The following is a 15222-nucleotide window of genomic DNA, read 5'->3' on the forward strand; positions in this document are numbered from 1 at the left end:
ACTTGAAGGAGTGTTCATCACATGTCATTAAGAGAAGAAGCATTACATATGCACAAAGAGAATCAAGGCAAACTCGAATCAAAATCAAAAGTACAAGTGAAAAATGCGAAAGACTTGAGCTTGGCTTATTCACCTGGTGTTGCAGAACCATGTAAAGAAATTTATGACGACACAAGCAAAGTGTATGATTATACAATGAAAGGCAATATGGTCGCTGTTGTCACAGACGGAAGCGCTGTTTTAGGGCTTGGAAATATTGGCGCAGAAGCATCTCTTCCAGTAATGGAAGGGAAAGCTGTATTATTCAAAAGCTTTGCAGGCGTAGATGCCTTCCCAATCGCGCTTGCAACGAACGATGTAGACAAAATCGTTGAAACAGTGAAGCTTCTTGAGCCGACTTTTGGCGGTGTAAACCTTGAAGATATTGCAGCTCCTAACTGCTTTATCATCGAAGAGCGCTTGAAAAAAGAGACAAACATTCCAGTTTTCCACGATGATCAGCACGGAACAGCGATTGTGACAGTAGCAGGACTTGTGAATGCACTGAAGCTTTCTGGAAAATCTATGTCTTCAATCAAAGTAGTGGCAAACGGCGCCGGAGCAGCAGGAATTGCGATTATCAAGCTTCTTTATCATTTCGGTGTACGTGATATCATTATGTGTGATACGAAAGGCGCAATTTATGAAGGCCGTCCGAACGGTATGAATGCAGTGAAAAACGAAGTGGCTAAATTCACGAACCAAGACCGCAAAGAAGGTTCATTAGAAGAAGTCATTGAAGGTGCAGACGTCTTTATCGGGGTTTCAGTAGCAGGCGCTTTAACAAAAGAAATGGTTGGAAAAATGGCAAAAGACCCAGTCATCTTTGCTATGGCTAATCCAAATCCAGAGATCATGCCAGAAGATGCACATGAAGCAGGTGCAAGTGTTGTAGGAACTGGCCGTTCTGACTTCCCGAACCAAGTGAACAACGTACTGGCATTCCCAGGAATTTTCCGCGGAGCATTAGATGTACGTGCAACTCACATTAACGAAGAAATGAAAATCGCAGCTGTTGAAGCGATTGCTTCTCTTGTTTCAGAGGAAGAATTGTCAGCTGAATATGTCATCCCTGCACCATTTGATGCACGCGTTGCACCAGCGGTGGCAAAAGCGGTAGCAAAAGCAGCAATGGAAACTGGCGTTGCAAGAATCAAAGTCGACCCAGAAGCTGTCGCTGAAAAAACAAGAAAATTAACGATTATCGGCGAATAATCAACTGGAAAAGTGTGCACGTTCTTTCTGAAATTGGAGGAAAAACGTGCACCATTTCCTCTCTAACGCGAAAATTTTTTCATCCGGAATGAGATTTTTTTGTAGACGTTCACAATTCAAACATATCAACCGCTCAGCGCCCCAAACACATACTCATTTCTCATCAATTCCCCACTGAAAAAATTGAATGAAGGATGACAGCGTTTGACAAAAAAAGTACAATAGTTTCGGTACAGTTATGACATGTCCTATAATAGTGGATGTGCGTGTAAAGAAAAAACCCTTCAAAAAGGGAGGTAGTCATTTGTCAATCAAGAATATTTTCAGTAAAAAGAAAAAATATGCATCTGTACCCTCTGAACAGGCAAGTCAAGATGTGCCTGAAGGCATCATGACCAAATGTCCGCAATGTAAAAAAATAATGCTCACCAAAGAACTAGATAAAAATTTACGTGTTTGTATGAATTGCGGCAGACATTTGCAAATGAATGCAAAACAGCGTATTGAAAGCCTTGTCGATGAAGGCACATTTGAAGAATTTAACGGGCACCTCATTTCAGCAAACCCGCTCGGTTTCCCAGGCTACGAAGAAAAGCTTGAGAAAGACAGAGAAAAAACATCTTTGAATGAAGCCATTGTCACAGGTAAAGGTGAAATTGAAGGTCAAAGTGCTGTGATTGCTGTCATGGATGCCACGTTCCGTATGGGCAGCATGGGATCCGTTGTTGGTGAAAAGATCACACTGGCAATCGAGAAAGCAAAAGCGGACAAGGTGCCTTTTATTATCTTTACTGCATCTGGCGGAGCGAGAATGCAAGAGGGAATTCTCAGTCTGATGCAGATGGCAAAAACAAGTTCAGCGTTAAAACTGTTCAGCGAGGATCAAGGTTTGATTATCTCTGTGATGACGAACCCAACAACTGGCGGTGTATCAGCTAGTTTTGCGTCTCTCGGTGATTACAATTTTGCAGAACCTGGTGCTTTAATTGGTTTTGCAGGCCGCAGAATCATTGAACAAACGATTCGTGAAGACCTGCCAGAGGACTTCCAAACGGCTGAATTTTTAATGAAGCATGGACAGCTTGATGCTGTGATCCATCGTGCAGAAATGAAAGAAACACTAGGCCGAATCTTAGCGCTACACAGCACAGGAGGTGAACGAGAGTGGCTGGAGAACTAGAATTTGAAAAACCTGTCATTGAACTTCGAGCGAAAATTGATGAACTGAAAAAGTTCACACAAAACTCAGAAATGGATTTAAGTGCAGAAATTGAGCGCCTTGAAACACGTCTGAGCAAGCTTGAAGCAGACATTTATACAAATTTAAAGCCGTGGGACAGAGTGCAGATTGCTCGGCATGCGATGCGCCCAACAACTCTCGATTACATTCAAGAGCTGTTTGACAACTTTTTCGAATGTCACGGTGACCGTTTTTATGGTGATGATGAAGCGATCGTTGGAGGAATTGCCACGTTTAAAGGGCTTCCTGTCACTGTTATTGGCCATCAGCGCGGTAAAGATACAAAAGAAAATTTGCGCCGTAATTTCGGAATGCCTCATCCAGAAGGCTACCGTAAAGCGCTGCGCTTGATGAAACAAGCAGATAAATTTAATCGCCCGATCATTTGCTTTATTGATACAAAAGGAGCTTATCCTGGTAAAGCAGCTGAAGAGCGCGGACAAAGTGAAGCAATTGCGAAAAACCTATTCGAAATGGCAGGACTTCGTGTACCAGTTGTCTGTATTGTCATTGGAGAAGGCGGAAGTGGCGGTGCACTAGGCTTAGGCGTAGGAAACCACCTATTTATGCTAGAAAACTCAACGTATTCAGTGATTTCACCTGAAGGTGCAGCAGCACTGCTCTGGAAGGACTCATCACTTGCGAAAAAAGCTGCAGAATCAATGAAAATTACCGCTCCTGACCTAAAAGAATTAGATATTATTGATGATGTTATTAAAGAAGTGCAAGGTGGAGCACATCGAGACGTGAAACAACAAGCAGCTTACATGGAAAAAACATTAAAACAATCACTTACATCTTTGCTCAAACTAACGCCTGAAGAACTAGTCGAACAAAGATATGAAAAATACAAAGCAATCGGGAAAGTATCGATTGAAAATCAATATATTGGGGTAAACTAAATAAACGTACAGCCTTTTTGGCTGGCGTTTATTTTTTTTCATGAAAATCGACCTCGTGTAAGCGCTATTTGAAAATAATTTTCTTTTGTTTTCATAAAATTTGAAACGTCTGAAAACCTTGATATGATAAGGTTTATCGCACTTGTCTCTGCGGATTTCAGAGAGATTTGCTTTCATGACGTTCTTAACTTTTGTTTAAAAACGGTTTATTTAATTGTATAATAAGTACGGTTTTAGAAATTCGTATTGAAAACATCCAAATTTGCTCATGATTGTTTTCAAGCAGTGGAAATGGTATGTTTAATTCATATTGTCTCTGAGGTGAAAAAGATGAAGCGTATAGGAGTTTTAACAAGCGGTGGGGATTCCCCAGGAATGAATGCAGCTGTGCGCGCAGTTGTAAGGAAAGCAATTTACCATAATGTTGAAGTTTACGGTATTTATAATGGATACTCAGGTCTAATTAACGGTAAAATTGAGAAACTCGAAATAGGTTCAGTAGGCGATATCATTCATCGTGGAGGAACAAAACTTTACACGGCAAGATGTCCTGAATTCAAGACAGTTGAAGGTCGTGAAAAAGGAATTGAAAACTTAAAAAAATTCGGTATTGAAGGACTTGTTGTCATTGGTGGAGACGGGTCATTTATGGGAGCAAAGAAATTAACTGAGCTCGGTTTTCCATGTGTAGGTGTCCCTGGCACGATTGACAACGATATTCCAGGTACTGATTTCACTATTGGTTTTGATACAGCACTGAATACTGTCATTGATGCCATTGATAAAATTCGTGATACAGCCACATCTCATGAACGTACATACGTAGTGGAAGTAATGGGAAGACATGCTGGTGATATTGCTCTTTGGTCAGGTCTTGCGGGCGGAGCAGAATCTATTTTGATTCCTGAAGCAGACTATGACATGGACGAAATTATTGCTAGGTTAAGAAGAGGGCACGAACGAGGCAAGAAGCATAGTATCATCATCGTTGCAGAAGGCGTAGGCAGCGGTGTTGAATTTGGTAAGCGGATTGAAGAGGAGACAAGCCTTGAAACACGTGTATCTGTCTTAGGACATATTCAGCGCGGTGGTTCTCCGAGTGCGTTTGACCGTGTACTGGCAAGCCGTTTAGGAGCATATGCAGTCGAGCTTCTTCTTGAAGGAAAAGGCGGACGCTGTGTAGGCATTCAAAGCAATGAACTTGTCCATCACGATATTTTAGAAATCTTAGATAAAAAACATACAGTCGATAAAAATATGTACCGACTTTCACAAGAGCTCTCTATATAAAACGAGAAGACCTTAGGAGGAACAGTAATGAGAAAGACAAAAATCGTTTGTACAATCGGTCCAGCAAGTGAAAGCATTGAAAAGCTGACTGAATTGATTGAAGCAGGAATGAATGTAGCCAGACTAAACTTCTCCCATGGAGATTTTGAAGAGCATGGTGCACGCATTGAAAACATACGTAAAGCAGGTAAAACATTAGGCAAGGACATTGCGATCCTTCTAGATACAAAAGGTCCAGAGATCCGTACACGTACAGTTGAAAACGGCTCAATTGAGCTAGTCGCTGGTGCTGATCTTATCGTGAGTATGGAAGACATTGTTGGAAATACGGAAAAAATTAGTGTGACGTACGAAGATTTAATTCATGATATAGAAGTAGGCTCAACGATTCTATTAGATGATGGTCTGATTGGTTTAGAAGTAAAAGAAATTAACATGGACCGCAAAGAAATCGTCACAAAAGTCATGAATACAGGCACACTCAAAAACAAAAAAGGCGTCAACATACCTGGCGTCAGTGTAAACTTGCCTGGTATTACAGAAAAGGATGCCAATGATATTCTGTTTGGAATTGAACAAGGCGTCGATTTCATCGCAGCTTCTTTTGTGAGACGAGCTTCTGATGTTCTTGAAATTCGTGAGCTTCTTGAAAAGAACAATGCGGCTGATATTCAAATCATTCCTAAGATTGAAAACCAAGAGGGTGTTGATAACATCGACGAGATCCTTGAGGTATCTGACGGTTTAATGGTTGCGCGTGGAGATCTTGGTGTAGAGATCCCGGCAGAAGAAGTACCGCTTGTTCAAAAAATGCTGATCAAAAAATGCAATCGTTTAGGCAAGCCTGTCATCACAGCGACTCAAATGCTGGACAGCATGCAGCGTAACCCTCGTCCAACACGCGCGGAAGCAAGTGACGTGGCAAATGCTATTTTTGACGGCACAGATGCGATTATGCTTTCTGGTGAAACAGCAGCAGGAACATATCCAGTAGAAGCCGTACAAACAATGCATAACATTGCATCACGTTCAGAAGAAGCACTAAACTATAAAGCCATTCTTTCTCGCAGAAGCGAAGAAGTAGAAGTCAGCATTACAGATGCGATCGGTCAATCTGTTGCACATACAGCAATGAAGCTTGATGTAGCAGCCATTGTGACACCTACGGAAAGCGGACATACAGCAAGAATGATTTCAAAATATAGACCAAAAGCACCAATCGTAGCAGTTACTGCAAACGAATCAGTTGCGAGAAAGCTATCTCTTGTATTCGGTGTATTTGCAAAGAGCGGATCAAAAACGACGTCTACTGATGAAATGCTTGAGAATGCAGTAGAGAAGTCTATTGAAACAGGCTATGTAAGACACGGTGATTTAATCGTCATTACAGCAGGTGTGCCGGTTGGTGAAACAGGTACGACGAACTTAATGAAAGTATATGTTGTTGGTGACATTATTGCGAAAGGTCAAGGGATTGGCCGTAAATCTGCATTTGGACCGGTTGTCATTGCACAAAGCGGAAAAGAAGCAGAAGAAAAAATGTACGATGGTGCGATCCTAGTCGCAAACTGCACAGATCGTGATATGATGGGAGCTTTAGAAAAAGCATCTGCCCTTATCACAGAAGAAGGCGGCTTAACAAGTCATGCAGCAGTTGTTGGACTAAGCCTTGGCATTCCAGTGATTGTTGGTCTTGACAGCGCAACAACACTATTAAAAGAAGGCGAAGAGATTACAGTAGATCCAGCACGCGGAGCGATCTACAAAGGCCGTGCAAGCGTCCTTTAAATCATACTAGAGGGGAGTTGTCTGACTCCTCTCTTTTTTTATGTTACACTAAAAAAAGTAAACAGCTTTCGATGAAAGATACCCCATGAGGTGATATGGTTGAAGAAATATTTTCTACTATTATTAATTCTGTTCCCTGCGGTGGAAATTAGTTTATTTTTAATCTCAAGTAAAATCATTGGCATTTTGCCAACGATGCTGCTCATCGTGCTGACAAGTGCATTAGGTGCTTATTTCGCAAGAAAACAAGGAATAGAAGCCTTCCAAAAAGTGCAGCGAGATTTGCAATATGGCAAGATGCCAGGGGGAGCGATTGTCGATGGTTTTTGTATTCTCATTGGCGGTCTGCTGCTGCTCATTCCAGGCTTCTTATCGGATATCATTGGGGCTTTGCTGCTCATTCCGGTGACGAGAAAGGGAATCAAGCCGCTCTTTGAACGCTGGCTTAGAAACATGTCTAATCGTAACCGCTATACGATCATTCGCTAAAGAGACCTTCAGCTGAAGGTCTCTTTTATTTTTGCATGCCATACCGAATGTACTCATAAATATCTCTGAAAACTCCTGCATTACGGAATGCCTGCCACACGACAAGGGAGGCAGGGCCAATCACAAGTCCTAGAAAACCAAACCATTTTAACCCGACAAATAGCGCCACAAGCGTTGCTAAAGGATTAAGTCCGATGGATTTGCTTAAGACTTTTGGCTCTGATATTTGTCTTTGAATGAGGACGACAATATACAAAATGCCGAGTCCAATGGCGAGGGAAAGATTTCCTGTCATAGCAGAATAAATGATCCACGGTAGAAAAACAGTGCCGCTCCCGATATATGGAAGTAAATCGACGAGCCCAATACATAAAGCAATCACAAGGGCATGTTCGACTTTTAAAATGATGAGTCCAATCAACACAATACCAATCGTCATGGCGACAAGCAGAAGCTGTGCCTTCATAAAGCCGGTAATAGCTTTTTTGATCTCAGATAAAATGGCGCGTGTATGCTGCATCCATTTTGCGGGAAAGATACGTGAGCCATATGATTTTAACGTAAACCAATCTTTCGTGATAAAAAAAGTTGCGAGAGCAGAAAATAACAGAGTGGCTGCTGCATCAGGCAAAAGACCTAAAAACGCTGGAATAAGCTCGAGTGTTTTTGAAAGAAAAGTCCCGATTTTTGCGGCAGCTTCATCACCGAGTGCTTGAATTTGTCCCAAAATCGATTCCTTTTGACCTGCTTGAAGTGTATTAAATTGGGCCGTCATATCATGATATAAAGGCAGAATCTTGTCTGTGAAAAATTGCTCTACAATACCAATCATTTGATCAAGATGGCCAGGCAGCACTTTTGCCAAATAAGCACTTCCTGAAATGATTTCCGCAACTAAAAGCGTCATTAAGCCGGCGGCTGCGACTAAAAAGAGCAAGAGCACAATGACCACAACAAGTCCTCTCGGCATCCCGGTGATCTCTTCGATTTTGCATACGGCAGGATGAATTAAACAAGACACGATAAGGGCGATCCAAAAAGGATATAAAAACGGCAAAGACTGATATAAAAAGACAACCGCAAAAACAGCAATGCTGATCATCATCAAACTTCGCAGAAAAATGGCTACATAGGCGTGATTCACACAATCCCCTCCAAAAAACAAGCATGTCCGATACTTCATTTTATTCAAAAATATTAGTAATATGAAAAGGTCGCAATAAAAAGAAAGAAAGGAGCGGCGTATGTTTACTCAAGCAAATTTGTTTTTGGTTCTTTTACTCGTTATTGCACTTATTGCAAAAAACAATTCGTTAATTTTAGCGGTCTCTGTGCTGATTGCGATTAAGCTGATTGGCCTGGATCAAAAAATATTCCCGGTTCTCCAATCTAAAGGCATTAATTGGGGAGTCACCGTCATTACTATTGCTGTGCTGGTCCCGATTGCAACAGGTGACATTGGATTTAAGCAGCTTGGAGAAGCGATGAAATCTTCCTATGCTTGGATAGCTCTTGGAGCGGGTATATTAGTAGCATTAATTGCAAAAAACGGCATTGTGCTACTCGAAAATGATCCGCATATTACGGCAGCGCTTGTGTTTGGTACCATTTTGGCAGTCAGCTTATTTAAAGGTGTGGCTGTTGGACCGCTTATCGGGGCAGGAATTGCTTATTTGGCGATGCAGGCTGTGAAATTTTTCAGCGGGTGAAAAGAGAGTGGTTCACGCCACTTTCTTTTTTAAATTTTTTCTTGCGTGAGCTTTTGCAAAAAAACATAATTAAATATATTAAAAGAAGCAAAATCCCTTTATTCCATGCCTGATATGGAAGACTGGAAAAAAAAATATCAAAAAAAATTATAGTTAAACATTTAACAAATGTCTGATTATTGTTTATAATGGGAATAGGCTTAATTTTGAACTCATTGATCACACAAGAGATATGAGGCTAAAAGCGCTCTAACCGTATAGGTAAATGTAAGCATTTTCTTTTATGAATCTGCCATTTTATTCGGATTGGATAGCGCTTTCAAAAAGTGAGAATTCTGCAACGAAGGGGAATCTTTTTAAAAAGGGGAGATTGAACATGACAGCAACAAGAGGTCTTGAAGGTATCGTGGCAACAACTTCATCCGTAAGCTCAATTATTGATGATACTCTTACTTATGTAGGGTACAATATCGATGATTTAACTGAAAAAGCTACATTCGAAGAAATTGTCTACCTGTTATGGCACTTAAAGCTGCCGAATGAGCAGGAGCTGAGTGAATTAAAACAGCAGCTCAATGAAAATGCTCAGATTCCGCAAGAAATCATTGAGCATTTTAAATCTTATTCGCTCGATGGGGTTCATCCAATGTCTGCGATTCGTACAGCGGTATCCTTACTAGGTTTACTCGATGACGAATCAGAGATTATGGACAAAGAAGCGAATTACAGAAAGGCGATTCGCTTACAGGCGAAAATTTCTGGACTAGTCGCTGCGTTTTCACGTATTCGCAAGGGACTTGAGCCTGTACAGCCAAAAGAAGAATACAGCTATGCTGCAAACTTCTTGTATATGCTAAATGGCGAAGAGCCGTCACCAGTAGAAATTGAAGCCATTGATAAGGCACTTATTCTACATGCGGATCATGAATTAAACGCATCGACATTTACAGCACGTGTATGTGTTGCTACACTATCAGATATCTACTCTGGTGTGACAGCGGCTATCGGTGCGCTGAAAGGACCGCTTCATGGCGGCGCTAATGAAGGCGTGATGAAGATGCTTTCAGAAATTGGCGAAGTTGAAAACGTAGATTCCTATATTCATGGTAAGCTAGAAAAGAAAGAAAAAATTATGGGCTTTGGCCACCGTGTATACCGTCAAGGTGACCCGCGTGCAAAGCATCTAAAAGAAATGAGCCAGCGTTTAACAAATCTCACTGGCGAGCCGAAATGGTATGAAATGTCTGTTCGCGCAGAGGAAATCGTGACATCAGAGAAAAATCTTCCGCCAAATGTTGATTTTTATTCTGCATCTGTATATCACAGTCTTGGTATTGATCATGACTTGTTTACACCAATTTTCGTGATCAGCCGATTCTCTGGATGGATTGCTCACATTCTAGAGCAATATGACAACAACCGTCTCATCCGTCCAAGAGCTGACTACATTGGACCTGATCTTCAAACCTTTGTTCCGATCAGTGAAAGAGACTAATGTTTATAGAATAAGCGGGGGCTGATTTCAAAAGGCCAATCAGCCTCTATATCAACAAAAAAACGAATCACGTGAAAAACTTTTTTGCTTGCAGACATCAAGCCAAGAAGTTTCAAATATTCACTACATAACCTGGGAGGTAATATCATTGTCACAAGGCGAAAAAATTACAGTTACTGGCGGCGTATTGAATGTACCAAATAATCCAATTATCCCGTTTATCGAAGGGGACGGAATCGGTCCTGACATTTGGAAAGCAGCATCAAGAGTACTTGAAGCAGCTGTAGAAAAAGCTTATAAAGGTGAAAAGCAAATCACTTGGAAAGAAGTATATGCAGGTGAGAAAGCTTACAATAAAACTGGAGAGTGGCTTCCTGAGCAAACGCTTGAAGACATTCGTGAATATTTAATTGCAATTAAAGGACCACTAACAACACCAATTGGCGGAGGAATCCGTTCATTAAACGTGGCACTTAGACAAGAGCTTGATTTATTCACATGCTTACGTCCAGTTCGCTGGTTCAAAGGCGTACCTTCTCCTGTGAAACGTCCAGAAGACACAGATATGGTGATCTTCCGTGAGAACACAGAAGATATCTATGCAGGTATCGAGTATGCAAAAGGTTCAGACGAAGTGAAGAAGTTAATTGACTTCTTGAAAAACGAATTAGGTGTGAACAAAATCCGTTTCCCAGAAACGTCAGGTATCGGAATCAAGCCAGTTTCTGAAGAGGGAACATCCCGTCTTGTCAGAGCGGCTATCCAATATGCAATTGACCAAGGCCGTAAATCTGTGACGCTTGTTCACAAAGGAAACATCATGAAATTTACAGAAGGTGCCTTCAAAAACTGGGGCTACGAAGTGGCTGAAAAAGAGTTTGGCGACAAGGTCTTTACATGGGCACAATATGATCGTATTGTAGAACAAGATGGAAAAGATGCGGCAAACAAAGCGCAAAGTGAAGCAGAAGCTGCTGGCAAAATCATTGTCAAAGACAGCATTGCAGATATTTTCCTTCAACAAATCCTAACTCGTCCAGCTGAGTTCGATGTTGTGGCTACAATGAACTTAAATGGAGATTACATCTCTGATGCACTTGCAGCACAAGTTGGTGGAATTGGTATCGCGCCAGGTGCGAACATCAACTACGAAACAGGACACGCTATTTTTGAAGCGACTCACGGAACAGCACCAAAATATGCTGGTCTTGATAAAGTGAATCCATCTTCTGTTCTTCTATCAGGCGTGCTTTTACTTGAGCACCTTGGCTGGCAGGAAGCAGCTGATCTAGTGATTCAATCTGTTGAAAAAACAATTGCATCTAAAGTCGTCACGTACGATTTTGCTAGATTAATGGATGGCGCAACAGAAGTAAAATGTTCTGAGTTTGCTGACGAGCTCATCAAAAACTTGTCTTGATTCTTAAACTTTAAAGTTAAAGGGGAAAAAGGAAATGGCAAACAAGCGTAAAAAAGTATCTGTCATCGGAGCAGGTTTTACTGGAGCAACTACAGCATTTCTAACAGCTCAAAAAGAATTAGCGGATGTCGTATTAGTTGATATCCCGCAGCTTGAAAACCCAACAAAAGGGAAAGCTCTTGATATGCTGGAAGCAAGCCCTGTTCAAGGCTTCGATGCGAACATTACAGGCACTTCTAACTACGAAGATACAGCCGGTTCTGATGTCGTGGTCATTACGGCAGGAATTGCAAGAAAGCCGGGAATGAGCCGTGACGATCTCGTGTCAACAAACGAAAAAATCATGCGCAGCGTGACACGCGAAATCGTTAAATATTCTCCAGAAGCCATTATTGTTGTGTTAACAAACCCTGTTGATGCAATGACATATGCCGTTTATAAAGAATCAGGATTACCAAAAGAAAAAGTCATTGGACAATCGGGCATTCTTGATACAGCACGTTTCCGTACGTTTGTTGCTCAAGAATTAAACCTATCTGTCAAAGATGTGACGGGCTTTGTCCTTGGTGGACATGGCGACGACATGGTCCCGCTTGTTCGTTACTCTTATGCAGGCGGTATCCCGCTTGAAACATTGATTCCAAAAGATCGAATTGATGCGATTGTTGAAAGAACAAGAAAAGGCGGCGGTGAAATCGTAAACCTATTAGGTAACGGTAGTGCCTATTATGCACCTGCTGCTTCACTAGTAGAAATGGTTGAGGCGATTCTAAAAGATCAGCGCCGCGTCATCCCAACGATTGCATACCTTGAAGGTGAATATGGCTACGAAGGCATTTACCTTGGAGTACCAACAATCGTAGGTGGAAACGGCCTTGAGCAGATCATTGAGCTTGAGCTGACAGAAGAAGAAAGAAGTCAGCTTGACCGTTCGGTTGAATCTGTTAAGAACGTCATGAAAGTATTGTCTTAATATGAAAAAAAGAAGGCTTCTCTTATGAGGGGCCTTCTTTTTGTTTACAAAACAAATCTTGTCGAAATTTTAAATTGTCCTCTTGTTAAGCTTTCGTTAAAATGAAAGAGAAAGCATGACTTCTCGCTTTTCACATAAGATACAAAAAAACGGATGCAGGGGAAATCACTAATTGGAGGCACAACATGAATAAAAAAATATTAGTTGTGGATGATGAAGAATCGATTGTAACACTTCTAAGCTATAACCTTGAAAGGGCGGGCTATGATGTCGTCACAGCAAGAGATGGCGAAGAAGCGCTTGAAAAAGCAGCAAGTGAACAGCCTGATCTCATTGTATTAGATTTAATGCTTCCGAAGATGGACGGCATTGAAGTGTGCAAACAACTGAGAATTCAAAAAATGATGTTCCCTATTTTAATGCTGACAGCAAAGGACGATGAATTTGATAAGGTGCTCGGTCTTGAACTTGGAGCCGATGATTACATGACAAAGCCATTCAGTCCTAGAGAAGTTGGTGCGCGGGTAAAAGCCATCTTGAGAAGAGCGCAGCAATCTCAGCCTGTTCCCACGCAAGAGGAGAAGGAAGAGGTCATTGCAGACCAAATCAAAATTGGTGAACTGCGCATTTTACCAGAACACTACGAAGTCTACTTCCAAGAAGAACGCCTAGAGCTTACGCCGAAGGAATTTGAACTGCTGCTTTATTTGGCCAAGCATAAAGGACGTGTCCTCACACGTGATCTGCTGCTCAGTGCCGTTTGGAATTATGACTTTGCAGGTGACACTCGTATTGTGGATGTGCATATCAGCCACTTGCGGGACAAAATTGAAAAGAACACGAAAAAACCAACATATATTAAAACCATTCGCGGCTTAGGCTACAAATTGGAGGAGCCAAAGCCAAATGAGTAAAATTAGAACCCGCCTGTTTTCGGGACTTATTTTTCTCCTTTTTATTGTGTTTGTTGCACTTGGCCTTTTTTTGGATCACATGTTCCATGTTTTTTATGAAACAAAATTAACGGAACGTATGGAAAATGAATCGAGCTTTCTTCTTTCTTCCATGGATGGTGATGATCTGCAGGCGAAGCAAAACAAAGAAATCCTCAATCAGGCAAAGCAGCATCTCGATATGAATGCGTCAATTGTGGATCTGAAGGGGAATATCATACATACAACAGGTCAAGCGGAGCAAAGGGGCATCATTCAAAACACATTGAACAATGAACGACTTCAAACAAAAGGAGTCGTCATTGAGGATGAGAAGGATGCGCTGTTTCATTACGCAGTCCCTATCCTGAAACAAAACGAACCGGCAGGCTATTTATTTCTCCACGCGTCATTCCAGCCTTTAAATGAAATTGACGGCCAGCTTTGGCTCGCATTAGCCGTTTGTCTTAGCTCGGCGATTATTATCATCGTTTTCTTTGGATACCGCATGTCGATGAAATATGTAAAACCGATAGATTATGCCACAAAGGTAGCCAAACAGCTGGAACGCGGGAACTATGATACCAATCATTATGAAGAGCTGATCATTGAAACAAGTGAGCTTAATACATCAATGAAGCGCCTGGCAGAAAGTCTTCAAGAAATGACAAGCACGGGGGAGATGCAGCGAGACCGTCTGCAAACAGTCATTGAAAACATCGGAGCAGGGATTATTTTGATTGATAAGATGGGGTATATCAACCTAGTCAATCGAACCTTCCGCAAGCAGTTTAAAGTACAAAAGCACATTTACATGCACAAGCTGTACCATGAAGCATTTACACATGAAGAAATTATTGAGCTGATTGACGAAATTTTCATGACAGAAACGAAGGTACGAAAGTTTTTACGCCTAGCCGTTGACATCGAACGGCGCTACTTCCAGGTGGATGGTGTTCCCATTTTAAGTACAGACGATGAATGGAAAGGAATCGTCCTTGTGTTTCATGACGTGACAGAAACAAAGCAGCTGGAGCAGATGCGAAAAGATTTTGTCGCCAATGTGTCTCACGAATTAAAGACACCGATTACGTCGATTAAAGGATTCTCCGAAACTCTTCTTGATGGAGCGATTGATGACAAAGAAGCGCTGACACAATTCCTTTCCATCATTCTAAAAGAGAGTGTCCGTCTCGAAACTCTCATTCAAGATTTACTCGATCTTTCCAAAATCGAGCAGCAGCATTTCAAATTGAATATTCAAGACGCCAATGCGACAGAAATCATTCAAGAGATTGAAGTCCTTTTAAAACAAAAGGCCGCAGAAAAAGGCATTCAATTACAAGTGCGTATCCCGAAAGAGCCTGTCTATGTGATGGCAGATCCGCTGAGATTAAAGCAAATCTTCCTCAATCTCGTGAACAATGCCCTTACCTATACACCAGAGGGAGGGAGTGTCACCATCTCAGCAAGACCGCGGAAAGGCGCCTATGAATTTGATGTAGCAGATACAGGAATCGGCATGAAGAAAAGCGAGATTCCAAGAATATTTGAGAGATTTTATCGAATTGATAAAGATAGAAGTAGAAATTCAGGCGGTACAGGTCTTGGTCTTGCGATTGTCAAACACCTTGTGGAGGCGCATGAAGGGACGATTTCGGTCCATAGCAAACAAGGCAAAGGAACGACTTTTACAGTGAGTCTGAAATCAAAATAGTGAAAAAAGGAAA

13 protein-coding genes are annotated in these 15222 nt (G+C 41.5%); 12 read left to right on the top strand and 1 reads right to left on the bottom strand.

Going from position 1 to position 15222, the window contains the following annotated elements; genetic code table 11:
* Positions 1-21 precede the first annotated feature (21 nt).
* From ystJ to JVX94_RS00945, 6 genes are all read left to right on the top strand, one after another.
* Positions 22-1254, top strand: a complete 1233-nt coding sequence (gene ystJ, locus JVX94_RS00920; RefSeq protein ID WP_205184293.1) for an NADP-dependent malic enzyme — start codon at positions 22-24, stop codon at positions 1252-1254.
* A gap of 304 nt (positions 1255-1558) precedes the next feature.
* Positions 1559-2434, top strand: a complete 876-nt coding sequence (gene accD / locus JVX94_RS00925; RefSeq protein WP_034279640.1) for an acetyl-CoA carboxylase, carboxyltransferase subunit beta — start codon at positions 1559-1561, stop codon at positions 2432-2434.
* Positions 2419-3396: an acetyl-CoA carboxylase carboxyl transferase subunit alpha gene (gene accA / locus JVX94_RS00930; RefSeq protein WP_024424795.1), complete on the top strand. Its 978-nt coding sequence runs from the start codon at positions 2419-2421 to the stop codon at positions 3394-3396. The genes accD and accA overlap by 16 nt, the downstream gene beginning before the upstream one ends.
* Before the next feature lie 330 nt (positions 3397-3726).
* Positions 3727-4686, top strand: a complete 960-nt coding sequence (gene pfkA, locus JVX94_RS00935) for a 6-phosphofructokinase (protein WP_041086887.1) — start codon at positions 3727-3729, stop codon at positions 4684-4686.
* 27 nt (positions 4687-4713) lie between these two features.
* Positions 4714-6474 carry a pyruvate kinase gene (gene pyk / locus JVX94_RS00940; protein ID WP_095409262.1) on the top strand — a complete coding sequence of 587 codons (1761 nt, stop codon included), beginning with the start codon at positions 4714-4716 and terminating at the stop codon, positions 6472-6474.
* A gap of 99 nt (positions 6475-6573) precedes the next feature.
* Positions 6574-6963: an FxsA family protein gene (locus JVX94_RS00945; RefSeq protein WP_025092259.1), complete on the top strand. Its 390-nt coding sequence runs from the start codon at positions 6574-6576 to the stop codon at positions 6961-6963.
* Positions 6964-6988: 25 nt separating this feature from the next.
* Here the strand turns inward: JVX94_RS00945 and ytvI are convergent, their stop codons facing one another.
* Positions 6989-8107 carry a sporulation integral membrane protein YtvI gene (gene ytvI / locus JVX94_RS00950; RefSeq protein ID WP_205184295.1) on the bottom strand — a complete coding sequence of 373 codons (1119 nt, stop codon included), beginning with the start codon at positions 8105-8107 and terminating at the stop codon, positions 6989-6991.
* Between the two features lie 100 nt (positions 8108-8207).
* Between ytvI and JVX94_RS00955 the strand changes: the two genes are divergently transcribed.
* The 6 genes from JVX94_RS00955 (at position 8208) to pnpS (ending at position 15209) form a co-directional block, all read left to right on the top strand.
* Complete coding sequence (locus JVX94_RS00955) at positions 8208-8672, top strand: DUF441 domain-containing protein (protein WP_007501699.1); 465 nt, start codon at positions 8208-8210, stop codon at positions 8670-8672.
* Positions 8673-9048: 376 nt separating this feature from the next.
* A complete protein-coding gene (gene citZ, locus JVX94_RS00960) occupies positions 9049-10167 on the top strand; it encodes a citrate synthase (protein WP_024424790.1) in 1119 nt (372 codons plus the stop codon).
* Positions 10168-10315: 148 nt separating this feature from the next.
* Positions 10316-11587, top strand: coding sequence for an NADP-dependent isocitrate dehydrogenase (icd, locus tag JVX94_RS00965; RefSeq protein ID WP_024424789.1), 1272 nt, complete (start codon positions 10316-10318; stop codon positions 11585-11587).
* A gap of 34 nt (positions 11588-11621) precedes the next feature.
* Entirely contained in the window at positions 11622-12560 is a 939-nt protein-coding gene (gene mdh, locus JVX94_RS00970; RefSeq protein ID WP_008356047.1) for a malate dehydrogenase, read from the top strand.
* Positions 12561-12745: 185 nt separating this feature from the next.
* Positions 12746-13474 (top strand): response regulator transcription factor, encoded by a 729-nt coding sequence (locus tag JVX94_RS00975; protein WP_048239065.1) that lies wholly within the window; start codon positions 12746-12748, stop codon positions 13472-13474.
* Positions 13467-15209: a two-component system histidine kinase PnpS gene (gene pnpS / locus JVX94_RS00980; protein WP_144484929.1), complete on the top strand. Its 1743-nt coding sequence runs from the start codon at positions 13467-13469 to the stop codon at positions 15207-15209. The genes JVX94_RS00975 and pnpS overlap by 8 nt, the downstream gene beginning before the upstream one ends.
* Positions 15210-15222 lie beyond the last annotated feature (13 nt).

The sequence above is a fragment of the Bacillus sp. PDNC022 genome (assembly GCF_016919285.1).
Lineage (GTDB): Bacteria > Bacillota > Bacilli > Bacillales > Bacillaceae > Bacillus > Bacillus safensis.